Here is a 22,588-nt window from a genome sequence, read left to right on the forward strand (position 1 = left end):
ATTTTGACACCGCCAACCACTCCCCACATCGTCCTTTCCTCCACCACGCTCCTGCAGCTCTCTGCCATCCTCGGCAGTGATCTCGACCCCGAGCGTGCGCGCCAGGCCGTCGAGCACGCCGCCCTGCCGCCCGGAGACCCCCTCGCCCAGCTCAGCTCCGCTGCAGCCGCCGCGGGCATGCTGGTCTCGCCCACGCGCCTCCCGCTCAGCGAGGCCGTGTGGCAGGCGCACTCAGACTCCCCCGTCGTCATCTGGAGCAGCGTGGAGAGCCGCTGGCTCGTCATCACCCACGCCGGCTGGTTCAGCCTCCGCATGGCCGAAGGGGAGCACCCCGACCACCGCGTCACCATCACCCGCCACGCCCTTGCGCGCCTCGTCGGCGTGGACAGCGTGCACGCTGCGGTGGAGGTGGGCGTCGTCCACCTCGCGCGCCCCGCGCAGGCCATCAGCGCCGCGCCCGAGCCCGGGCACACCGCCCCCCACGGCCACCCCGCCATCAATCCCGCGCGCCGCTTCATCGGCATGCTCCTCGCAGAGCGGCAGGAGGTCCGCACCCTGCTGCTCTTCTCCATCATCTCCGCGCTGCTCTACCTCGCCGTCCCCCTCGCGGTGGACGCCATCGTCACCAATCTCGCCTTCGGCGGCCAGGCCCGCCCCTACCTCCAGGCCCTCGTCATCGTCTCCGTCGCCCTCTTCGGCTGCCTCGGGCTGCAGGCCGTCATCAGCGGCTTTCAGTACTATGTGTCAGACATGATCCAGCGCCGCATCTTCGTGCGCGCCGCCTCCGACCTGGCCTACCGCCTCCCCCGCGTCAAAGCCCAGGTGCATGACGAGGTGCACGCCCCCGAGATGGTGAACCGCTTCCTCGACGTCGTCACCGCGCAGAAGTCCACCGCCATGCTCCTCCTCGACGGGGTGAACCTCGTCTTCGGCGGCCTCATCGGCATGCTCCTGCTCTCCCTCTACCACCCGCTGCTCCTCCTCTTTGCCGCCATCCTCCTGCTCCTCATCATCCTCAGCCTCTGGCTCCTCGGCCGTGGCGCGGTGGACACCAGCATCCAGGAGTCGCGCATGAAGTATGACCTCGTGAACTGGTTTGAGGAAGTGGCCCACTTCCCCTTCCTCTTCAAAGGCCCCGGCGGCAGCCGCATGGCCCACGCACGCGCCAATGAGCTCAGCACCGGCTACGTCATGGCGCGCAGCAGGCACTTCCGCGTCCTCATGCGCCAGATCGCCGCCCTCCTCACCCTCCAGGTCGTCGCCTCCGCCGCGCTCCTCGTCGTCGGCGGCTACCTCGTCATCAGCCAGCAGATCACCCTCGGCCAGCTCGTCGCCAGCGAGATCATCATGAGCGGCATCGTCGCCTCCCTCGCCAAGCTCGGCAAAAAGCTCGAAGCCTGGTACGACGCCATGGCCGCCATGGACAAGCTCGGCCACATCTTCGACCTCGAAACCGAACGCCAGGGCGGCGAAAAGCCCGCCCACCCCGGCTCCGGTGCCGAGGTCATCGCCAGCCACATCTCCTTTGCCCACCTCCCCGGCGTCCCCCTCTTCAACGGCCTCAGCTTCACCGTCCCCGCAGGCAGCAGCGCCGCCATCATCGGCCCCCATGGCGCAGGCGCCAGCTCCCTGCTCGACATCCTCTTCGGCCTCCGCCAGCCCTCCGCAGGCTTCCTCACCATCGACGGCGTGGACCTCCGCACCTGGGACCTCGAGGCCCTCCGCCAGAGCACCCAGCTCCTCCGCCGCGACGAAATCATGGACGCCACCGTCATCGACAACCTCCGCCTCGGCCGCAACGACATCGGCATGGACGAGATCCGCTCCGCGCTCAAGCAGGTGGGCCTCCTCGAAGAGCTCCTCTCACGCCCCGAGGGCCTCAACCTCCGCCTCAAGATCGGCGGTGCCCCCCTCTCCGGCAATCAGCGCATGCGCCTCCTCCTCGCACGCGCCCTCGCCCAGCGCCCGCGCCTCCTCCTCATCGACGAGCTGCTCGACAACATGGACGCCTCCTCCTTCACCCTCCTCTCCGAGACCATCCTCGGCAAAGACCAGCCCTGGACCGTCATCGTCACCACCCGCGACTCCCAGGTCAGCACCCGCTGCGCCCAGGTCATCACCCTCGCCCCCTGCCGCCTGACCGCCGTCCACCCCGCCTCCTCCTCCACAGCCTCCCTTTAATCCTCCTCGTCCCCGATCCCATCTCCCCCCCGTCAGCCACCGCCCCTCGCCTATGACGTCGCCCCACCCAGGTCCCCCCATCTCCTCCGCGCCACCGCTCCCCGCGCTCAGCCTCGCCAGCCCCGCGCGCTTCACCCGCGTCTTCTGCCGCGTCCTCATCCTCTCCTTCGTCGTCCTCACCATCGCCCTGCTCTTCCTCCCCTGGCGGCAGTTCGTCGCAGGCACCGGCCGCGTCATCGCCTTCAATCCCCTCGACCGCCGCGTCAATGTGGAGGCCCAGGTCTCCGGCCGCGTGCGCAATCTCCACATCACCGAAGGCCAGCGCGTCAAGAAAGGCGAGCTCATCATCGAGATCCAGGACAACGACCCCAACCTCATCAACAACCTCCGCGCCCAGCGCGAAGCCATCGAAAGCCGCCGCGACTTTGCCCAGGGCCGCGTCGAGTCCCTCACCGCCCAGATCACCCAGCAGGAGCTCGCCAAGGCCCAGGCCATCGACGGTGCGCAGCAGCGCGTCGCCGGCGCCAAGATCGCCGCAGAGACCGCCCAGCTCAACTACGCCCGCACCCAGGAGCTCTTTAACAAGAAGCTCGAATCCCAGCGCAACATGGAGCTCGCCACCCTCCAGCGCGACGCCACCGCCGCCGACCTCAAGTCCGCCGAAGCCGCCCTCAAGCGCACCGGCAACGACATGGACGCCCTCATCGCCTCCATCCACGCCTCCAAAGGCAGCGCCCTCGGCGAAGTCGCCACCGCAGAGCGCGACCTCTCCGTCATCGACGTCCAGATCAACCAGAACCTCCGCCAGATCGTCGAAGCCCCCCGCGACGGCGTCGTCCTCCAGGTCGCCGTCACCGACGGCACCTACCTCCGCCCCGGCTCCCTCATCTGCGTCATCATCCCCGAAAGCGACAGCCGCAACGTCGAAGTCTGGGTGGACGGCAACGACATGCCCCTCATCCACGCCCGCAAGGAGGTCAACGGCGTCGTCACCCCCGGCAGCCCCGTGCGCCTCGCCTTTGAGGGCTGGCCCGCCGTCCAGGCCATCGGCTGGCCCCAGCTCGCCATCGGCACCTTTGGCGGCGAAGTCGTCTTTGTGGACGCCAGCGACGACGGCCAGGGCCGCTTCCGCGTCCTCATCGGCCCCGCCGAAGACATCGTGGACCGTGGCGACGGCAAAGGCCCCGTCACAGTCCCCTGGCCGGACCGCGAGCGCTGGCTCCGCCAGGGCACCCGCGCCAACGCCTGGTTCCTCCTCGACCAGGTCCCCCTCTGGTTTGAGCTCTGGCGCCAGATCAACGGCTTCCCCCCGGTGAACTCCAACGCGGACGGCAAGCTCGACCCCACCAAGAAATAAAATTTCCTACCACACTGAACCACGCATCCCCCCCGCCCTGCCACACCAGCCACGCCCTATGTACTCCGCCCCGCCCGCCTACCTCTCACGCCGCCGCCGGCACACCCGCCTTCGCGCCGCCATGGTCGCCCTGGCGCTCCCCTTTGCCGGGCTTGAGGCAGCCCCGGAGGAGAAGGAAAAGGACAAAGGCGGCAGCCGCCCCCTCCTCCTCCCCGAAGTCCTCCAGAGCGTCCAGAGCCAGTACCCGCCCTACCTCGCCGCCATGATCGAGCAGGACATCGCCAACGGCCGCGCACGCCAGGCCCTCGGCGCCTTTGACCTCAACCTCAACGCCGGCACCACCTTCACCCCCGCCGGCTACTACGACGGCCAGACCGCCTACACCGTGCTCGAGCAGCCCCTCACCAACTGGGGCGGCAGCGTCTACGGCGGCTACCGCCTCAGCAGCGGCTTCCTCCCCAACTACAACAAGGACCGCACCAGCACCGACGGCGAAGGCGTCCTCGGCTTCCGCATCCCCCTCCTCCGCGACGGCACCATTGACCGCCGCCGCGCCTCCCTCTGGCAGGCCCGCATCGACCAGGAGCTCGCAGACCCCTACATCTTCCGCCAGTACCTCGACTTCGTCCGCGCCGCCACCATCGCCTACTACGGCTGGCTCGCCGCAGGCCAGCGCCTCACCCTCAGCGAGGAGCTCCTCCGCGTCGCCAAAGAGCGCGACTCCGCCATCGCAGAGCAGGTCAAAACCGGCGCCTCCGCCCCCATCGTCCAGGTGGACAACCAGCGCCTCGTCGTCAGCCGCCAGATCGCCGTCGTCCAGGCCACCCGCCGCCTCCAGGCCGCCACCATCGAGCTCTCCCTCTTCTACCGCGACAAGGCCACCGCAGAGCCCATCCTCCCCCACCGCAAGCGCCTCCCCTCGGCCTTCCCCACCCACCCCAGCCCCGCGGAAAGCCAGCTCACCGTGGACATCGCCAAAGCCCTCATCTTCCGCCCCGAGATCCGCCGCATCGAGCTCACCCTCGAAAAAACCGGCATCGACCTCCGCCTCGCCAAAAACAACCTCCTCCCCAGCGTCGAAGTCGGCCTCCAGGCCGCCCAGGGCACCAGCAGCCGCCTCCCCTCCGCCATGGAGCGCACCGAAGTCGAGGCCAAGATCGAGTTCAAAATGCCCCTCCAGCGCCGCGAAGCCAAAGGCCGCGTCGATGTCGCCGACGCCCAGATCGCCCGCCTCAATCAGGAGATGCTCTTCGCCCGCCAGCGCATCACCGCCGACGTGCGCGACGCCCACAGCGCCCTCCTCGCCGCCCACGAAGTCCTGCGCCAGACCCGCCTCAACGTCGATCTCGCCCAGAAGCTCGCCACCGCCGAGGCCGAGCGCCTCAAGCAAGGCGCCACCGACCTCCTCGCCCTGCAGATCCGCGAGCAGGCCAGCTTTGACGCCCAGGTCCTCGAAGTCGAAGCCCAGTCCGAGTACTTCCGCGCCCACGCCAACTACCGCGCCGCCATCGCCGCAGGCAAATAATCCCCCCAGGAGGCCGCCTCCGAAAAAACACGCCGGCGTCGTCTGCCAGCGCCCGCCAGCCGTCAGTCAGCGGCGGCCTTCGTCTCATTTTGTTTCAGCAACGCAGCCTCCCTTTCCTGCTTGCGGCCATAATACCACGATCTGTTAAAAACGGGTCTGAAGGTGGAGGCACGAGCCGACGGAGGGGGATCATCTTGATCCCCCCACCTGCAGCGTGTTCGCGGATGTGCGAGAGCGCTGGATGATGAGGGAGGCTCGGCTTTGCGGAGGCACGAGAATGCAGGGCGATGCGTGAGCCTGTGGGATCGGGACGATCCCTCTCCGCCGGAGGCTTCGCCGCAGCGACGGAGGGGGATCATCTTGATCCCCCCACCTGCAACGTGTTCGCGGATGTGCGAGAGCGCTGGATGATGCGGGAGGCTCGGCTTTGCGGAGGCACGAGAATGCAGGGCGATGCGTGAGCGTGAGGGATCGGGACGATCCCTCTCCGCCCGTCCATCAGCGCACCGCAAACGCAGTGGTTTGCGAACGTCCTCGCAGTCGGGCGGTTTGGCGAAGAAAGCTTGAGTGTGTTGAAGAGAGCATCACTCGCCAAACACACCCAACCTACGCCCAGAGCGCCGCGCCAGAACGTAGGATGGGTGTGGCGACAGCCCGCCCGTCCATCAGCGCACCTCAAACGCCATTCGCGTAAGAACGTCCTCACAGCCGGGCGGTTTGGCGAAGAGAGCCGTGAAAAACGACACGCTCTTGCCGCCAAACACACCCAGCCTGCCCTCCACATCCGGCCTCACGTCCTCAGGCCGCATGGCAGGTCAAAAGGTCTGCATCGGCCTCAGTGATGGCGGGATTTTCTTCTTCATCAGCTCGGTCTCGTAGCCATTGAGCTTCCGCCCCTGCTGCTTCATCTCGGGCGCTTGGGAGGAAGCAGGTTTCGGAGCTTCGCTGGCATCCCCAGTCGCAGGCGGCATGCGCAAGGGGTCGGTGCCAGGCGCAGGCTTGGGGATGGGGCCGGGGACCGGCGGAGGGGCGCTTTTCGGTTTGTCATCCGGCAGCACCTTGCGGAGGACCTGCTCCGTCACCGTACCCGCCAGGTTGCCCGCCACCGTCTTCCCACGCTTCACCAGGTCCTCCGCGTTTTCTCCCGCCACCGAGCTCAGAGAGCCCACCGCCGCGTCATGCAGCGACTTGTTGGGCAGGTAGCCACGCACGCCATGCCAGGCCGCATTCACGGCCTTCGCACCCCAGCCCGCCTTGTTCACGGGATTGTACACTTCAGGGGCCGCGCCCACCACCGTCGCAGTCAGGCTGCCGGGAGTCAGGGTGTGAAAGCTCTTCTGCGCCACCTCGTCACGTTCGCGATACTTCTTCATGATCTCCGCCCTCTCCGCGTAGAGCTTGCGCCGCGCCTCGTAGTCGCGGCCGGTCTGCCCCGGCAGGTAGGAGCCCACGCTCGCCGCCAGCTGGCCGATGCGCGACACCCCCTCCGCCACGCCCGTGCCCAGCTCATCCGCCAGGCCTGTCGGCTTGCCCTTGAGCATGTGCCTCACAGACGACAGCCCCTGCTCACGCTCCATCTGCACATGGCCCGCCGGCCGCGCCTTTTCAGCCCGGTCCACATCCCGCTCCTGCCATTGGCTGAACCAGTCTTTGGCCCCGGAATCTTGGGCGGAATCATCTGTGCCGTTCTTTTCCGGCACCATGATTTCAGCCCCCCTTTCCCCCACCACATAAGGCTTGCCCGCCTGGACAGGCCCCCCGTCCGCACGACCCGGCAGTTTTTTGCCCCGCAGGTAAAGCGCCGCATTGGCCGGGGGCTTGCGCATCTCAAAAAGGCGGCCTCTGCCCGCATGAGCCGTCTTCCTCGCAGAGTCCTCCCTTTCATCCGGCGTTTCGGAGGCCTGCTTTGCAGCACCCGGGGCTGGGTGCCGTCGCAGGTGTGCGTACGCTTCGGCAGGAGTTTGCCGCGGCGTCAAAAGGCGTGGCCGTGCATGAGCGCCCGCAGCCGCCTTCAGGCCGGCACGGGAGAGGGCATGGTTCGGCACCACCGTCCCGCTCTGCTGCGGCACGATGATCTCCGGCCCCTCCTCCCCCACCAGGTAGGGCCTGCCAGCCTTCACCGGCCCGCCCTTCGCACGGGCTTCCACCGTGTCCTCCTCATCATCTTCCTGGCCGCCGCCGTCATTGCCGCCAGCCGCCGCCGCCCCGTCTTTCGCCGCGTCTGTCAGTTTCTGCGGTCCGTTGTCCAGACCCGCAGCGCCAGCACCGCTGCCAAACTGCCCCGCCCCCGACTGCAGTGTGCCCGTGCCTGGCATGCCCAGAGTGCTCGCTGGCGCAGACGCCCCCGTGGCCGCAGCCGGTGACGCAGGCGACGCCGGCATGGCCGTCGTCGATTTCGTCAGGTCGTTCGCCATCGCAGGCGCGAGCGCCGGCACTGCAGGCCCGATCACCGGCGGCACCGGCGGCGGCGGCATTTGCATGCCCTGCATCGGGTTCTTGCCAAACTGCTCCGTCCCAGCCTTGATCGTGCCCTCCAGCCCCGGCGTCGCGGCTGCGGAGGGCGGCGCATAGGCACTGGCCGGCGTCGGGCGCGGCGTCATGAGGCGTGACGGCGGCAGGCTCGACGGCCTCGTGGCCGCACCCAGTCCCGAAACCGGCGAAGTGCTGCCATCGCGGTTGATCGTGCCCACACGGATCGCCGTGCGCCCCGTGCCCGGTCCTGTGCCCGGCATGTAGAGGTTGTTGCGCGGGCGGGCGTCGATGCGTCCCGGCCGCGTCCCGAAGTTCTGGCTGTTCTGCTCCTTGAGCTTGTCCAGCTCCTCCGGAGTAAACTGCTTCAGCGGCTGGCTCAGCGGCCCCGTCGCAGACCCCATCGCAGACACCGGCGAAGTGCTGCCGTCACGGTTGACCGTGCCCACCCGGATCGCGGTGCGCCCCGTCCCCGGCCCTGTGCCCGGCATGTAGAGGTTGTTGCGCGGACGCGCGTCGATGCGCCCCGGCCGCGCCCCAAAGTTCTGGCTGTTCTGCTCCTTGAGCTGGTCCAGCTCCTCCGGGGTGAACTGCTTCAGCGGCTGGCTCAGCGGCCCCGTCGCAGAGCCCATCGCAGACACCGGCGAAGTGCTGCCGTCACGGTTGACCATGCCGGTGCGCTGCGCCGCCGTCCCCGTGCCGGGCCCGGTTTCGGTGTCATATTCGATGTTGCGAGGGCGTGCGTTGATCCGCCGCTGCGGCCGCCTGCCGGTTCCAGTTTGAGTGTATTCAGGGTCCATGCCACACCCTTGGGTCCGGATTTCAGAGTGCAAGCCATTTGATATTTTATTCTGGTATCTTTCGGTATTACTGCACATTCACGCGCCCCTTTTCCACCCTTTGCACACCCCGCCCCCCGCATTCGCTAAGCCCCGGACCTATGCCCTTTTTCACCCCATCCCCTCCTCGACAAACAGAGCATCGGTTCAATAGTTCCCGCACATGAAGAAAACCGCCGACCCCGACTCGCTGCCCCCCACCTCGCCCAAAACCATGGCGGTGCTCATCGTCATTCTGCTCGGCCTCATGGCCGCCACCTTCAAGGTCGCGCTCTATCCCAGCCCCCCCGCCGCCTGGGCACGCCTGCACGAGCCCGCCACCCTCTCCGTGGCAGACGCCAACAAGCTCCTCTCAGACAGCGGCGCCGTCATCGAAAGCATCAAGAGCGCCGACAGCATCACCACCGAGACCTGGAACATGCGCCACCGCACCGGCCAGTGGACCATCCTCGTCTGCTTCAGCAAGACCCCCAAAGGCGACGTCATCCAGTCCGTGCACATCCGCAACGAAATCTCCCGCCTCCCCACCTTCACCCGCACCTGGGACTTCCCCCCTGGCTCCACCGCCCCCGCCCCCACCCCGTCCAAGCCCCCCGTTCCCGCAGCACCCGCTCCCGCAGCTCCCGCTCCCGCAGCTCCCGCTCCCGCAGCTCCCGCTCCCGCAGCCCCTGCGCCAACTGCACCCGCAGCCCCGCCCACAACCAGCGCCTAGCCCCCCGGCCACCCTCCGCCCCTCCCCAGCCCCCCGGCGGAGAGGGATCGTCCCGATCCCTCACACTCCCGCCACACCCACCGCCCCCGCGCCAGGTCTGGCTCACCCCTTCCCTCACGCCCCACCGCAGACTTTGCGCAGCGTGGTGGGATCAAGATGATCCCACTCCTCCAGAGCCTCCGCCCCGCGTTCACCAGGGATTCACGCCACGCCCAGCCCCCCCGGCGGAGAGGGATCGTCCCGATCCCTCACGCCCCCGCCACACCCAGCGCCCACGCGCCAAGTCTGGCTCACCCCTTCCCTCACGCCCCACCGCAGACTTTGCGCAGCGTGGTGGGATCAAGATGATCCCACTCCTCCAGAGCCTCCGCCCCGCGTTTACCGGGCATTCACGCCACACCCCAGCCCTCCGGCGGAGAGGGATCGTCCCGATCCCTCACACTCCCGCCACACCCACCGCCCACGCGCCAGGTCTGGCTCACCCCTTCCCTCACGCCACACCGCAGACTTTGCGCAGCGTGGTGGGATCAAGATGATCCCACTCCTCCAGAGCCACCGCCCCGCGTTTACCTGGCATTCACGCCACGCCCAGCCCCCCGGCGGAGAGGGATCGTCCCGATCCCTCACACTCCCGCCACACCCACCGCCCCCGCCTAACCACGACCAACAACCAACAACCAAGAACCAAGAACCAAGAACCGCCCCCTCACCTCACCCGCTTGTAATCCCCCGGCCTCCGTCTCCGCCTCACCGTTGGCTTGTACAGCGTCGCGCTCCCCTTGCAGCGGTAGGCCATCGCCAGGCCCAGCACATCGTCATCGTGGCAGCCGCTCCGCGCCTCCTCGCGCCCGTTCTTGCTCCACATGAAGTTCTTGCACTCCGCCAGAATGTGCGGGCAGAACACATCCAGCGCCTCGTTGTGAAACGCCAGCGCCAGGCTGTCGATCACATCCCTTCGCTGGTCCCGGTCCTTCAGCTTCCAGCCCAGCATGTAGCTCTGCTTCTCGCGGTCGTACGGGTCCACCACCTGGCGCTTGTACAGCGGCACCCCCAGGTCCTTCAGCCGCTCCAGCACATGCAGGCCCATGTTCACCTCCAGCACCACCAGCGCACCGCCGTAGTACTCTGAAAGCAGCGCGATGTACTCCGCCGTCAGCACCGTCGTCCCCGTGAAAGGCGGCCGCACACGCGCCACCACCGCGTCCTTGTAGCACGCGCCGCCCGCCGCCTGGTACTCCGTGCGCAGCACCCCGATCGAGTGCCGGTCCGGGTCCCCGCTTTCCGCCTGGTCCTCCCCCGTCATGGGGTCGCACCACACGATGTAGCTGCACCCCGGCTGCGGCTTTTCCCAGATCTGAAAGCTGCCAAAGCCGCTGCCCTCCCGCTGAAACTCCACCCCGTCTCCCACCGCCACCAGCGAGCCCGTCTCCGGCGCGTGCAGCCCCGCCGCCAGCTCCAGCCGCCGCAGCGCCGCCACGTTAAAGCGCGGCCTGCCCGACGACAGAAAGCAGCTCACCTCATCCTCCGGGTAAAACTCGTCAAACGTCTCCTCCGAGCCCGAGCACTCCGCCTCCATGATCGCCCGCCGCCACGCCATCTGCTCGTGCGTCCAGCCGTACCGGCGCCGCCCGTTCGCCTCGCGCGGCGTCAGCGTCGCGTCGATCCGCGCCCGCATCGCCTCCGTCACCGGCTTCACGTTTTCCGCAAACTCAAACCACGCCGCAAACACCTTCACCCACCCGTTCCCCGGCGCCGACTCCCCCGCCTTCCACGCCCGCAGGAAATCATCCAGCGTCAGCGCCCCCTGCCACGTCTCGTAGTGCCACCCGCTCGCCCCGTCCGGCGTGCTCTCCGCGATCGCCAGCCCCGCATCATTCAGCGAGGGCAAAATCGACGCCATGATCTTCCGGTCATCCTTCACCCCGCCGCGCGGATACTTCGCGCTCTCGCTGAAAAGCACCGCCTGCCGCGGCTTCGAGATCCCCGGGTTCATCGACTCCGCGCTCGTGATCGTGGCCGTGCTGCCGTTGGCCCACTTCATCCGCCGCTCGCGCGGCACCAGCGCATTGTGCCAGGGGAAGCGGTCGTTCTCGCTGAAGGTCCGTATCCGCTCCAGGATGCCCTGGCTGTTCGCGCTGATGTTCGCCAAAATCAGCGCGTCCGTGTTGCGCTGCTGGCACAGGTGGTAGATCACCTCCACGCTGAAGGTCGTGCCCCCGCACTGGCGTATCTTCGTCACGATGATGCGTATCGCCGGCACCCCAAGCGCCGTCAGCACCTCCACCGCCTCCGCCATGCGCCGCTGCAGCACGTTCGCACGCGGCGTCTCCAGCTTCTTCGTCGTCGCGTTCTGCACCTTCGTGCAGGTTTCAAAGTGGACCAGCGGCGAATGCGCCACCAGGTGAAAGTCAGCATCGTTCATAGGTTTGTCCCAAAGACTTGGGTCCGGATTTCAGATCTCAAGCGGTTTCTTGCATGGTATTGAAAAATACCACGAAATGCTTTCCGCTGGCCTCCGTCTTGCCCGGCCCGGCCCGCCCCCTGCGCCACGCCCGGAAAACACCCCCGCTAAACCCCGGAACAAAAAAACTAAGCTTTTCATTTATCAGAAAAGCATTGCTAGTTTTTGGCATTATGAATTTGTCACAAAATCATCCTGCCAAAGGCATTGCGGTTTTAGGCAAATCCAATATAAAACCCTCGTCCCCGCTCCTCACCATGCTTCAGCGCACGTGCAGCATCCCGCCACGCGGAGCCCCCGGCCCTTTCCCGGGTGGCCACAGGCGGCGTCACCGCCCGGGGCTGCGGCACATCCAGCTTTCTCCGCCCTCCTAACCACACCCCAGGTCCCGTCCTCCCATGCCTGCCAAGTCACGCCCCACCGAGTCCGCGCCGCAGCCCCCCGCAAAAAAGCCTGCGCACACCCCCACGCTCCGCAGGCTGCGCGGCTATTCCTTTGACCCCAGCCTCTCCGCCAAGCTGGAGACCGCCGTCATCAATGAGCGCATCTTCACCATCCCCTGGGAGCCCCTCGCCCCCGGGCCCGTCGGCGAGTATGTGGAGGTCATCGACGTCGACCCCGCCAGCGGCTGCTTTTACGAGCCCGTGGACCTGAACGACCCCCACCTGCTCGCGCAGGACGGGCTGCCCGCCTCTGCCGCCAATCCCCAGTTTCACCAGCAGATGGCCTACGCCGTCGTCATGACCACCATCCGCAACTTTGAGCGCGCCATCGGCCGCCCCGTCCTCTGGTCAGACCGCACCGCCAAAGACATGGGCAAGACCACCGCACAGATGCAGGAGGCCGACTGGCTGGCCACCTACGTGCGGCGCCTCGCCGTCTATCCCCACGCCCTGCGCGAGGCAAACGCCTACTACTCCCCTGCCAAAAAGGCCCTCCTCTTCGGCTACTTCCCCGCCTCAGAGGTGGGCGACCCCGCAGTGTATCCCGGCGGCATCGTCTTCGGCAGCCTCTCCCACGACATCATCGCCCACGAGACCACCCACGCCATCCTCGACGGCATCCATCCCCACTTCATGAAGGTCACCCAGCCGGACGGCCTCGCCTTTCACGAAGCCTTCGCAGACCTCGTCGCCCTCTTTCAGCACTTCACCTTTCACGAAGTCGTGCGCCACCAGATCGCCCGCACCCGGGGCGAGATGGGCATGAACAACCTCATGGGAGAGCTCGCCCAGGAGTTTGGCAGGGCCACCGGCAACCGCGGCTCCCTGCGCGACGCCCTCGGCCAGGTGGACCCCGCCACAGGCAAATGGCAGCGCCGCCCCCCGGACCCCGCGCGCTACATGACGGAGATGGAGCCCCACGCACGCGGCGCCATCCTCGTCTCCGCCGTGTTTGACGCCTTCATCACCATCTACGAGTCACGCATCGCAGACCTCCGCCGCATCGCCAGCGGCGGCACCGGCATCCTCAAAGAAGGAGAGCTGCACCCGGACCTCGTCAACCGCCTCGCCACCGAGGCCGTCACCGCCGCCGGCCACGTCCTCACCATGTGCATCCGCGCCCTCGACTACTGCCCGCCTGTGGACATCGACTTCGGCGACTACCTCCGCGCCCTCATCACCGCAGACCGCGACGTCTTCCCGGACGACAGCTGCGGCTACCGCATCGCCTTCATCGACTCCTTCCGCCAGCACGGCATCTACCCCCGCAAGCTCCGCTCCCTCTCCGAGGAAAGCCTCACCTGGGACCGCCCGGAGGAAATCAGCACCTACGAAAACATGGCCCGCCTCGGCGAGGTGCTGCGGACCTTTTACAAAGACCTCGGCATGGACCACGACCGCCACCTGCGCTGGAAAAAGACCCGCGAGCAGCGCGCCAGGCTCCATGACCACCTGCAGTCCAAGTTCCTGCACGAGTTCAACGACACCCGGCTGCAGGAAATGACCGGGCTGGACTTCGGCATCACCCGTGAAAAAAACGGCGAGAAAGTCGTGCGCTTCTCAGTGCAGGCCATGTGGCCCGTGCAGCGCCAGCGCCCGGACGGCACCGTGCTCAATCAGATCATCTTCACCCTCCTCCAGCACAGGCCCCTGGAAGGCGCCGCCGAAGACCTCTGGGGCGGCTGCACCATCATCGTCGATCTCGGCCACGACGATCCCGAAAAGTCCATCCGCTACATCATCCGCAAGCCCCTCTTCAGCAAAGACCCCGCACACAGCCGCCTCGAGCTCGCCAGGCAGCGCGCCCAGGACCCCGCCATGATGCCCCTCTCCTCCACCTACGGCATGGACGCGGCGGACGAGCCCTTTGCCATGCTTCACTCGGAATACTGATCTCCCACTCCCCTCCACGCCATGGCCACCAAAGCGACCAAGCCCAAAACGCGCAAGCCCGCCGCAGACTACCGCGTGCGCATCCGCATGTACCAGCAGGGTCTCGGAGACTGCTTCCTCCTCACCTTCCCCGCCGGAAAGTCCAAACAGGCCCACGTCATGATCGACTGCGGCATCGTGCTCGGCACCAGCGAGCCCGGCAAAGTCATGACCCAGGTGGCCCAGGACATCAAAAAAACCACCAAAGGAAAGGTGGACGTGCTCGCCATCACCCATGAGCACTGGGACCACCTCTCCGGCTTCGACCCCGCCCAGGCGCGCGACATCTTCAAAGGCGTGAAATTCGGCAAGCTCTGGCTCGCCTGGACGGAGGACGAGAAAAATCCGCTCGCCCAGCAGCTCCGCACCGAAAGGGAGAAAAAGAAAAAAGCCGCCGCCAAAGCCAGGGACGAGATGCAAAAGCGCGGGCTCACCCAGCAGGCCGGGCGCATGGCCGGGCTCCTCGGCTTCTTTGGCGCCAAGGCAGCCGGCGGTGACGACGCCTCCGCCGAGGAGGAGGAGGCTGGCGGCGGCACCACCGGCGCGCTGAATTTCCTCAAGTCCCACAGCACCCCCACCATCCTCGAGACCGGGGGCAGGCCCCTCTCCATTCCCGGCGTGGAGGGCGTGCGCGTCTATGTGCTCGGCCCGCCGCTGGACCGCGACGCCCTGAAAAAAACCAATCCCGGCAAATCCCAGGGCTACGCCCTCGCCGAAGAGCCCATCGGCCTCACCGACTCATTCCTCGCCGCGTTTGACACAGAAGACGAGCTCGCGCAGCCCTTCGCCAGGTCGCAGCGCAGGCCCCTGGTGCAGCTCCCGGAGCGCCTCGCGGCCGCGCAGCACACGCGTCGCTCCGCAGGCGCGCACGCCCCGGCCATTTCTGGTATCGACGGCTATCTCCTGCCAGAAAATCAGTGGCGCAGCATCGACGACGCCTGGCTCGGCATGGGAGAGCGGCTCGCCCTCCAGCTCGACAATGCCACCAACAACACCAGCCTCGTCCTCGCCTTCGAGTTTGACAGCCCCCCGGGCCAGGACACCCGGGACGTCCTGCTCTTCGTCGGAGACGCCCAGGCCGGCAACTGGCTCTCCTGGGACGAGCACACCTGGACCGTGCGTGACGGGGACGGCGGCAGGCGCAAAGTCACCGCCGAGGACCTCCTGCAGCGCACCATCTTCTACAAGGTGGGCCACCACGGCAGCCACAACGCCACCCTCCGGGAAAAAGGCCTCGAGCGCATGACCAGCAGCCGCCTCGCAGCCGTCATCCCCGTGGACACCCGCGTCGCCCACGAGGTCAAAGGCTGGGAGCACATGCCCCTGCCCGCCATCCGCGAGCGCCTCAGGAAAAAATGCACCGTCGTGTTTCAGTCAGACGGGCAGCCAGACGTCCAGGACAGGCCCCAGGCCGGCCGCTGGCAGCCCTCCACTGAAAAATTCGACGTCTTCATGAAGAACCCGAAAACCAAAAAGGTGGAGAGCGTCAGAAAGCAAAACCTCTACACCGACTACTACCTATGAGCAAAAACATCGTCATCTGCTGCGACGGCACCAACAACCAGCTCGAAGGAGACCTCACCAACGTCGTCCGCATCTTTCAGGTGGCCCTCCAGAACGCGGAGCAGGCCGCCTTTTATGACCCCGGAGTCGGCACCATGGCCTCCCCGGAGGCCACCGGCCCCATCAGCAGCCGGTGGTCCATGTTCAAAGGCCTCGCCTTTGGCGCAGGGTTCCAGGAAAACGTCTTCGAGGCCTACCGCTACCTCATGCGCACCTACCAGGAGGGGGACCGCATCTTCCTCTTCGGCTTCAGCCGCGGCGCCTTCACCGTGCGCACCCTCGCAGGCATGCTGCACGGCGTCGGCCTCCTCACCCCCGGCTCGGAAAACCTCCTGCCCTACCTCTGGCGCCACTACCTCGGCATCCGCATTCTGCCAAAAGGCGCCACCCAGTCCCAGATCGACGCCGCCAAAAAATACGACGCCTCCACCGAGGTGCTCCGCGCCAGCTTCACACGCCCCTGCCCCGTCGCCTTCCTCGGCCCCTGGGACACCGTCGGCTCCGTCGGCATGTACAATGCCAACCAGGCCTTCCCCTTCACCTATGAAAACCCCAGCGTCGCCGTCGTCCGCCACGCCGTCTCGCTCGATGAAAGACGCTGCGGCTTCCGCTCCAACGTCTTCAAGTCCGACGACACCCCGCTCCCCGGCACCGGCCGCCCCCGCGTCATGAACGTGTGGTTCCCCGGCGTGCACTCGGACATCGGCGGCGGCTACCCCTGGCCCGAAAGCGGCCTGGCCATGATTTCCTACCAGTGGATGGTGCGCGAGGCGCGCGCCTTCGGCCTCCTCGTGGACGAGGCCCGCCTCTCCGGCCTGCTCGCAGGCTGCAGGCCGGACCCCGCCGCACAGATCCACGAATCCCTCACCGGAGCCTGGAAGGCCCTCGAGTACGTCCCCGCACGCCGCTACAACTGGAAGACCGCCAAAACCGAGTGGCGCCGCCAGCCCAACAAGCCCCGCACACTCGCCGTCGCCGAAGTGTTCCTGCACCGCAGCATCCTCGACCGCCTGCAGGCAAAGCCGGAGTACCGCCCGCCCAACCTGCCCGCCGGCGACCTCGCCGCACAGTTCAAGATCGAAGACTAGGCCTCGCGTGAATACCAGCCGGTGACAGGAATAAATCGAGCCCATCATCGCAGCCCCGCGCTCATCCATCGCCGCCTCCGAAAGCCCGGGCGTGCGTGAATCCCCGGTAAACGCGGGGCGGAGGGCTGGGGCGTGGCGTGAATGCCCGGTAAACGCGAGGCGGAGGCTCTGGAGGAGTGGGATCATCTTGATCCCACCACGCTGCGCAAAGTCTGCGGCATGGCGTGAGAGAAGCGGTGAGTCAGACCCTGGCGCGTGGGCTGAGGGTGTGGCGGGAGCGTGAGGGATCGGGACGATCCCTCTCCGCCGGAGGGCGTGGCGTAGGGTGGCCGGAGGGCTGGGACGTGGCGTGAATCCCCGGTAAACGCGGGGCGGAGGCTCTGGAGGAGTGGGATCATCTTGATCCCACCACGCTCCGCAAAGTCTGCGGTGTGGCCTAACGGAAGCGGTGAGCCAGACCTGGCGCGGGGGCGCTGGCTGTGGCGGGAGCGTGAGGGATCGGGACGATCCCTCTCCGCCGGAGGCTGGGGCGCGGCGTGGATACCCGGTAAACGCGGGGCGGCGGCTCTGGAGGAGTGGGATCATCTTGATCCCACCACGCTGCGCAAAGTCTGCGGTGTGGCCTAACGGAAGCGGTGAGCCAGACCTTGGCGCGTGGGCGCTGGCTGTGGCGGGAGCGTGAGGGATCGGGACGATCCCTCTCCGCGGGAGGGTTGGGGCGTGGCGTGAATCCCCGGTAAACGCGGGGCGGAGGTTGGGGCGTGCCGTGAATCCCCGGCAAACGCGAGGCGGAGGCTCTGGAGGAGTGGGATCATCTTGATCCCACCACGCTGCGCAAAGTCTGCGGCATGGCGTGAGAGAAGCGGTGAGTCAGACCTGGCGCGGGGGCGCTGGCTGTGGCGGGAGCGTGAGGGATCGGGACGATCCCTCTCCGCCGGAGGCTGGGGCGCGGCGTGGATACCCGGTAAACGCGGGGCGGCGGCTCTGGAGGAGTGGGATCATCTTGATCCCACCACACTGCGCAAAGTCTGCGGCATGGCGTGAGAGAAGCGGTGAGTCAGACCCTGGCGCGTGGGCTGAGGGTGTGGCGGGAGCGTGAGGGATCGGGACGATCCCTCTCCGCCGGAGGCTGGGGCGTGGCGTGAATCCCCGGTAAACGCGGGGCGGCGGCTCTGGAGGAGTGGGATCATCTTGATCCCACCACGCTCCGCAAAGTCTGCGGTGTGGCGTGAGAGAAGCGGTGAGTCAGACCCTGGCGCGTGGGCGCTGGCTGTGGCGGGAGCGTGAGGGATCGGGACGATCCCTCTCCGCCGAAAGCCCGTAGGGCTGACACAACCGAAGCCGTGGGCGCCAGCCCACGGTAAGCGTCCCCCCCACCGCATCCTCCAGTGGAACCGCGCAGCGGTGACACAAAACGGCCGCCAGCCCCGCCCGCCACCAGCCCTGCAAGGCCCAGGCTCTCAAACACGGCTCAGCCACTACCACATCATATGACCATACAGCACACACCCCGCCCCGGTCCGCCTCCGGCCTCGGGAAAACATGCGCGCCAGTGCAGCCCGCACCCGCACAGCCCGGCTCTGCCACCTCCCCGCGCCCCCGCCGCCCCGCCCACCTGGAAAACCCACCCGCCCACGCCCCATGCCGCGCCCGCCAGTCCGCATCCTTTTTACCCAGCCCTAGTCTCATTCCCTCCTTGCCCCGCGCCAAATCCTGCGCACCTTGACCCCATGAAGACGCTCCTATTCTCCCTGCTGCTGCTCACCACCGCAGCCAGGGCGGACCAATGGCTTGTCAATGGCCAGCCCCACCGCGGCACCATCCACAAGTTCAGCAGCGACGGCACCCGCGTCTATACCACCTCCGACAAGGACAACTACCGCGGCAGCTGGATCCTGGTCGCCCAGCTCGACCCCGCCACCCGCGTCCGCCTCAACATCGCCACCCCCGAGGACAAGGCCAGCTTGAGGCCCCAGCGCCTCCAGAGCCCCGAAGTCGCCGCCAGGGCCGAGGCAGACCGCGCCGCCAGCATCGATGTGGAAAAGCTCGCCCTCGAGCGTGAAAAATTCATCCTCATGCGCCAGCAGGAGGAGCGCCGTCAGGCAGAGATGCGCATCTACGCCTTCAGCAGCCCGCCGCCACCCCAGCCCACCACGCAGATCGTCGTCCCCACCTACCCGCAAAACCGCTACCTCTCCAGCCGCTACGCCACCACCTACCGGTCAGGCGGCTACTACCGGAACTACCACTACTACCGGAATTACGGCAGCAGCTGCTACTACCGTCCGTACTATTTCCATGTGCCCCACGTGTACGCCCCGCATGTCCATGTCCCGCATGTGCACGTCCCCCACGTCCATGTCCCCTACGTGCACCGGCCCATCATCGTGCGCACCTACTGAGGCAGCGCCGCGCTCCGCCTCCCCGCACGCTGCAGCTGAGAGTCAGCTTGCAGCCCCCGCCACACCGCGCGAGATACCACGGCCTGTTAAAAAAACACAGGTCCCCCGGGCTCAGTCCACACAGCCCCCGCGCACCCGCCGCTGCATTTCCACCGCGCACACACACATCAAACCTCATCGTCACCACATTCCGCTACCACACGCACGACATCCTGTGTTTAGTGCCCGCACCTCGGGCACAGCCCCGGGCCATCACAGGCGCATCCTTCCCTCTTCCTCCCACTCCATGAAACACCTCCTCACCGGTCTCCTGCTCTCCGCCCTCCTCGCCTCCTGCGCCCAGAGAGACCTCGAACGCTGCCCCCCCGGCACCCCCGCCATCAAACTGGCCCAGGCCGTCGAATGCACCCACCCCGACGGCAAGTACACCCTCCCCGCCGGCATCTACCAGCCCGAAGCCCAGTCCGCCAAAGGCATCTACTACGTCGCCCCCGAGCGCCTCAAGACCACCGCCGGCATCATGCGCAAAGGCCACGAGCGCGGCGGCCTCTTCATCGCCAACGAAGGCTGGGAATGGATCTGGACCGGCCACCCCGGCTTTGAAGTGGACGAAAACAAAACCTCCATCTTCAAAAAGCGCGGCATCCTCATGCCCACCGTGTACAAATTCGAGCCCTACGTGAAGTACACCAAGGTCAAAACCAAAAGCCGCTGAGCACTTCCAGACACGCCGCTCAAGCCCCCGTCATCCCACGCCCCTCTCAAACAAGAGGGGCGTTTTTTTGTCCACCTCCGCTTACCACTTCATACCACACCCCACCACCGCCCAGCGCACCAGGAGCACGGACTTTAGTCCGCAGCACGTCGCCTGCACACAGCGTGCGTGAATGGTCTGCACCCTGCGAAAACACACGGACCCTCGGAACGAAAAAGCATCGTCCCAGCGCAGGCACAAACACAAACGCGCTTGTTGCCCGGGAAGGACTCCGCATCTCAGCGGAGCGCTGCGGACTAAAGTCCGCGCCCCCGTCCAGACACATCCCCAAACCAACCCCATGCGTGTAAATCAAGATGATCCCACTCCTCCAGAGCCTCCGCCCCGCGTTTACCGGGCACTCACGCCACGCCCCCGCCCTCCGGCGGAGAGGGATCGTCCCGATCCCTCACGCCCCCTCTACACCCACCGCCCCCGCGCCAGGTCTGGCTCACCGCTTCCCTCACGCCACACCGCAGACTTTGCGCAGCGTGGTGGGATCAAGATGATCCCACTCCTCCAGAGACTCCGCCCCGCCTTTACCAGGCACTCACGCCACGCCCAGCCCTCCGGCGGAGAGGGATCGTCCCGATCCCTCACGCTCCCGCCACACCCACAGCCCACCAAGAACCAAGAACCAAGAACCAAGAACCACCAACAGCCACCGCCAGCCCCCCCCAGTCCCCTCACTGCGCCCGCTGAATCCGCGCCGGCACATCATTGATGCTGTACCCCGCCTCACGCAGCGCGTCCCACACCTTCACCAGCTTGCCCAGCGCCGCCGTCGTGTCCGCCTGCAGTTCCAGCTTCGTCCCCGGCTTCGCCTCCTTCAGCGCCTTGATCATCTGCGCCAGCTGCTCCAGCTCCACCGGCTGCCCGTCCAGAAACACCTGCTGCTTGTCGTCGATGCTGATCGCCACGCGCACCTCCGGCACCGCCGCCTCTCCTCCCAGGCTCTTCGACTCCGGCAGCGTGATCTTCACCTGCGTCTTGTCCTTCTTGAACGTCGTCGTCGCCACAAAGAAGATCAGCAGGATCACCATGATGTCGATCAGCGACACGATGGGGATCATCGGCACCGGGCGGCGCTTAGGGCGGAGGTTCATGGCCATGGCGTGCAGCAGGTGGGGTTCAGAAGTTCATCACACTCGCGCACTCACGCCGCCGGGCGCTGCACCTCAAAGTGCTGGTAGAAATGCTGGATCGTCTCCTGCATGATCGACTCCACCTTCACCGCCAGCGCATCCAGCCGCCGCGTGAAGTACGTGTGCGCCAGCACCGACGGCACCGCCACAAACAGCCCCGCGATCGTGCAGCGCAGCGCCACCCCGATCTCATGCGCGATCACCGCCGTGTCCGGCCCGTCACCGCTGCCAAACGCCGAAAACATCCCCACCAGGCCCGCCGTCGTCCCCAGCAGCCCCAGCAGCGGCGCCACCGTCACCATCACCTCCAGCAGCGGGATGCCGCTCTCCAGCCGGTGGATCTCCTCGCGCGCCTTGATCGCGCACGCATCATGGCACTCCTGCTTGCTCGTAAAGGCACCGCTGATCGCCATGCTCCCCAGGCGCGAGAGCATCGACCCGTCATGGGAGAGAAACTCCTGCAGCGGCCGGATGTCCCCCTTCAGCGCATAGCTCGGGATGGCCCGCAGCTGGCTCACCACCGCGCCCGGCATGATCACCTGCTCCCGCAGTTGCAGCCATGCCAGGATCGAGGCCCCGATGGCGCTCATCGAGCACAGCACGATCAGCCCCATCACAAAGCCCCCTGTGGCCAGAAATTCATACACAAGCTGCAGCCCCGAAGGCGTGGCCTTTTCAGCAGCAGGCGCCGCCGCCTCAGCAGCGGCTGCGAGCATCGGCGTGGCGGTGGCGAGGAGATCAGTAAATAAGCACATGGTAGTCGATTTTCAGCCGCTCAGGATCCTTCGTCGGGAGGAAGGGGATCACATCCGCAGGCATCGCAGGTATTTCCGCATCCTTGATCGCCCGCAAGGTAAATAACGTGAGTTCCCGGTACGATTGTGTGTCATCCACCACCCGCACATCCTCCACCCCGCCCTTCTTGTTCACGTAAAACTCCACCTTCAGGCTCCCGTAGGTGACCCCCGCCAGCTCCATCCTGCGGTACTGCTGCCACTTTGTTTCCACCGCCTGTCTGACCCTCGCGATGTAGCGCTCCTTCGGCGTCTGCGTCAGTTTCACCGTCGTCTTTTTGCCGGCGTCCGCCTTCGCAGGCGGCTGCGTCTGCCTCGCGCCGCTCTCCTGGGCCGTCAGGCTCACGTTGATCTCCTCATCTTTCATGGGGCTGGTTTTCCTGCGCCCCTTCTCCATCCACATGCCCCAGCGCTTTTCCATCAGCTTCCTCACCTCCGCATCGCTCAGCTTCTCGCGATTGGCGGCAGCACCTGCCCTGCCCTGATCGCCCGCTCTAAACATGACCGGAAATATCAGGTGCCCGTCCTGGTACTCGTTCACCCACGGCAGGATCTCCGCAGGCATCGCCGGAAACTTGATCGCCTGGATCGCCTTCACGGTAAACTTCGTGAGCACAGGGTCGGTGTCCTGGTTGTTTTTGACGTGGATCTGCTCAAGCCTGCCGTCCGGACGGAGAGCTATGTTCACTCTCACATACCCGTGAGCCTGGCTGTTCGGCCTCTGCTTCAGCTCGTTTGCCCAGCTTTTTTGCGTCAGTCCATAGACCTCATTGAGGTACCACTCCAGACCTTCTCTCCATTTCTTCTTCGCCTCCACCTCCTCCTTCGTCGGCGCACTGCACGCAGCCAGCAGGCACACCACCAGCGCCGCCCACAGGGCGTTCACGATCCTTCGGCTCATCGGAAAGCTCATGGTCAGAGGG

At 66.6% G+C, this 22,588-nt stretch carries 17 protein-coding genes; 11 read left to right on the forward strand and 6 right to left on the reverse strand.

Features of this window, described 5'->3' with window-relative positions:
* The first annotated feature begins 3 nt into the window (after window positions 1–3).
* The 3 genes from ACFQDI_RS22720 to ACFQDI_RS22730 are packed head-to-tail and all read left to right on the forward strand — an operon-like array spanning window position 4 to window position 5,063.
* Window positions 4–2,181 carry a peptidase domain-containing ABC transporter gene (locus ACFQDI_RS22720; RefSeq protein ID WP_377171306.1) on the forward strand — a complete coding sequence of 726 codons (2,178 nt, stop codon included), beginning with the start codon at window positions 4–6 and terminating at the stop codon, window positions 2,179–2,181.
* Window positions 2,182–2,233: 52 nt separating this feature from the next.
* A complete protein-coding gene (locus ACFQDI_RS22725; RefSeq protein ID WP_377171308.1) occupies window positions 2,234–3,538 on the forward strand; it encodes an HlyD family secretion protein in 1,305 nt (434 codons plus the stop codon).
* Window positions 3,539–3,596: 58 nt separating this feature from the next.
* The gene (locus ACFQDI_RS22730) at window positions 3,597–5,063 is read left to right on the forward strand and encodes a TolC family protein (protein WP_377171310.1); all 1,467 of its coding nucleotides are present in this window, start codon (window positions 3,597–3,599) and stop codon (window positions 5,061–5,063) included.
* Window positions 5,064–5,728: 665 nt separating this feature from the next.
* Here ACFQDI_RS22730 and ACFQDI_RS22735 read toward each other — a convergent pair.
* The gene (locus ACFQDI_RS22735) at window positions 5,729–5,872 is read right to left on the reverse strand and encodes a hypothetical protein (RefSeq protein ID WP_377171312.1); all 144 of its coding nucleotides are present in this window, start codon (window positions 5,870–5,872) and stop codon (window positions 5,729–5,731) included.
* 6 nt (window positions 5,873–5,878) lie between these two features.
* The gene (locus ACFQDI_RS22740; protein ID WP_377171314.1) at window positions 5,879–8,332 is read right to left on the reverse strand and encodes a hypothetical protein; all 2,454 of its coding nucleotides are present in this window, start codon (window positions 8,330–8,332) and stop codon (window positions 5,879–5,881) included.
* A 202-nt stretch (window positions 8,333–8,534) separates the two neighbouring features.
* On the opposite strand from ACFQDI_RS22740, the gene ACFQDI_RS22745 reads away from it, so the two are divergent.
* A complete protein-coding gene (locus ACFQDI_RS22745) occupies window positions 8,535–9,083 on the forward strand; it encodes a hypothetical protein (RefSeq protein WP_377171316.1) in 549 nt (182 codons plus the stop codon).
* A gap of 706 nt (window positions 9,084–9,789) precedes the next feature.
* Here ACFQDI_RS22745 and ACFQDI_RS22750 read toward each other — a convergent pair.
* Entirely contained in the window at window positions 9,790–11,505 is a 1,716-nt protein-coding gene (locus ACFQDI_RS22750) for a hypothetical protein (protein ID WP_377171318.1), read from the reverse strand.
* Window positions 11,506–11,942: 437 nt separating this feature from the next.
* Between ACFQDI_RS22750 and ACFQDI_RS22755 the strand changes: the two genes are divergently transcribed.
* From ACFQDI_RS22755 to ACFQDI_RS22785, 7 genes are all read left to right on the forward strand, one after another.
* Window positions 11,943–13,880 (forward strand): gluzincin family metallopeptidase, encoded by a 1,938-nt coding sequence (locus ACFQDI_RS22755; protein ID WP_377171320.1) that lies wholly within the window; start codon window positions 11,943–11,945, stop codon window positions 13,878–13,880.
* A 21-nt stretch (window positions 13,881–13,901) separates the two neighbouring features.
* Window positions 13,902–15,443 (forward strand): MBL fold metallo-hydrolase, encoded by a 1,542-nt coding sequence (locus tag ACFQDI_RS22760; protein WP_377171322.1) that lies wholly within the window; start codon window positions 13,902–13,904, stop codon window positions 15,441–15,443.
* On the forward strand, window positions 15,440–16,570 hold the full coding sequence (locus ACFQDI_RS22765; protein ID WP_377171324.1) for a DUF2235 domain-containing protein: 1,131 nt from the start codon (window positions 15,440–15,442) through the stop codon (window positions 16,568–16,570). Before ACFQDI_RS22760 ends, ACFQDI_RS22765 begins: the two co-directional genes overlap by 4 nt.
* A 399-nt stretch (window positions 16,571–16,969) precedes the next feature.
* Window positions 16,970–17,197 carry a hypothetical protein gene (locus tag ACFQDI_RS22770; protein ID WP_377171326.1) on the forward strand — a complete coding sequence of 76 codons (228 nt, stop codon included), beginning with the start codon at window positions 16,970–16,972 and terminating at the stop codon, window positions 17,195–17,197.
* A gap of 189 nt (window positions 17,198–17,386) precedes the next feature.
* Window positions 17,387–17,614 carry a hypothetical protein gene (locus ACFQDI_RS22775; protein ID WP_377171328.1) on the forward strand — a complete coding sequence of 76 codons (228 nt, stop codon included), beginning with the start codon at window positions 17,387–17,389 and terminating at the stop codon, window positions 17,612–17,614.
* Window positions 17,615–18,300: 686 nt separating this feature from the next.
* A complete protein-coding gene (locus ACFQDI_RS22780) occupies window positions 18,301–18,972 on the forward strand; it encodes a hypothetical protein (protein WP_377171330.1) in 672 nt (223 codons plus the stop codon).
* Window positions 18,973–19,258: 286 nt separating this feature from the next.
* Window positions 19,259–19,687: a hypothetical protein gene (locus ACFQDI_RS22785; RefSeq protein ID WP_377171332.1), complete on the forward strand. Its 429-nt coding sequence runs from the start codon at window positions 19,259–19,261 to the stop codon at window positions 19,685–19,687.
* 725 nt (window positions 19,688–20,412) lie between these two features.
* On the opposite strand, the gene ACFQDI_RS22790 is transcribed toward ACFQDI_RS22785, so the two are convergent.
* Genes ACFQDI_RS22790 through ACFQDI_RS22800 form a run of 3 tightly spaced genes read right to left on the reverse strand, consistent with a single transcriptional unit; the run spans window position 20,413 to window position 22,566 of the window.
* A complete protein-coding gene (locus ACFQDI_RS22790) occupies window positions 20,413–20,832 on the reverse strand; it encodes an ExbD/TolR family protein (RefSeq protein ID WP_377171334.1) in 420 nt (139 codons plus the stop codon).
* A gap of 50 nt (window positions 20,833–20,882) precedes the next feature.
* A complete protein-coding gene (locus ACFQDI_RS22795; protein WP_377171336.1) occupies window positions 20,883–21,626 on the reverse strand; it encodes a MotA/TolQ/ExbB proton channel family protein in 744 nt (247 codons plus the stop codon).
* Complete coding sequence (locus ACFQDI_RS22800) at window positions 21,610–22,566, reverse strand: energy transducer TonB (protein WP_377171338.1); 957 nt, start codon at window positions 22,564–22,566, stop codon at window positions 21,610–21,612. Before ACFQDI_RS22800 ends, ACFQDI_RS22795 begins: the two co-directional genes overlap by 17 nt.
* Window positions 22,567–22,588: the final 22 nt, after the last annotated feature.

Source organism: Prosthecobacter fluviatilis, from assembly GCF_042655725.1.
GTDB lineage: Bacteria > Verrucomicrobiota > Verrucomicrobiia > Verrucomicrobiales > Verrucomicrobiaceae > Prosthecobacter > Prosthecobacter fluviatilis.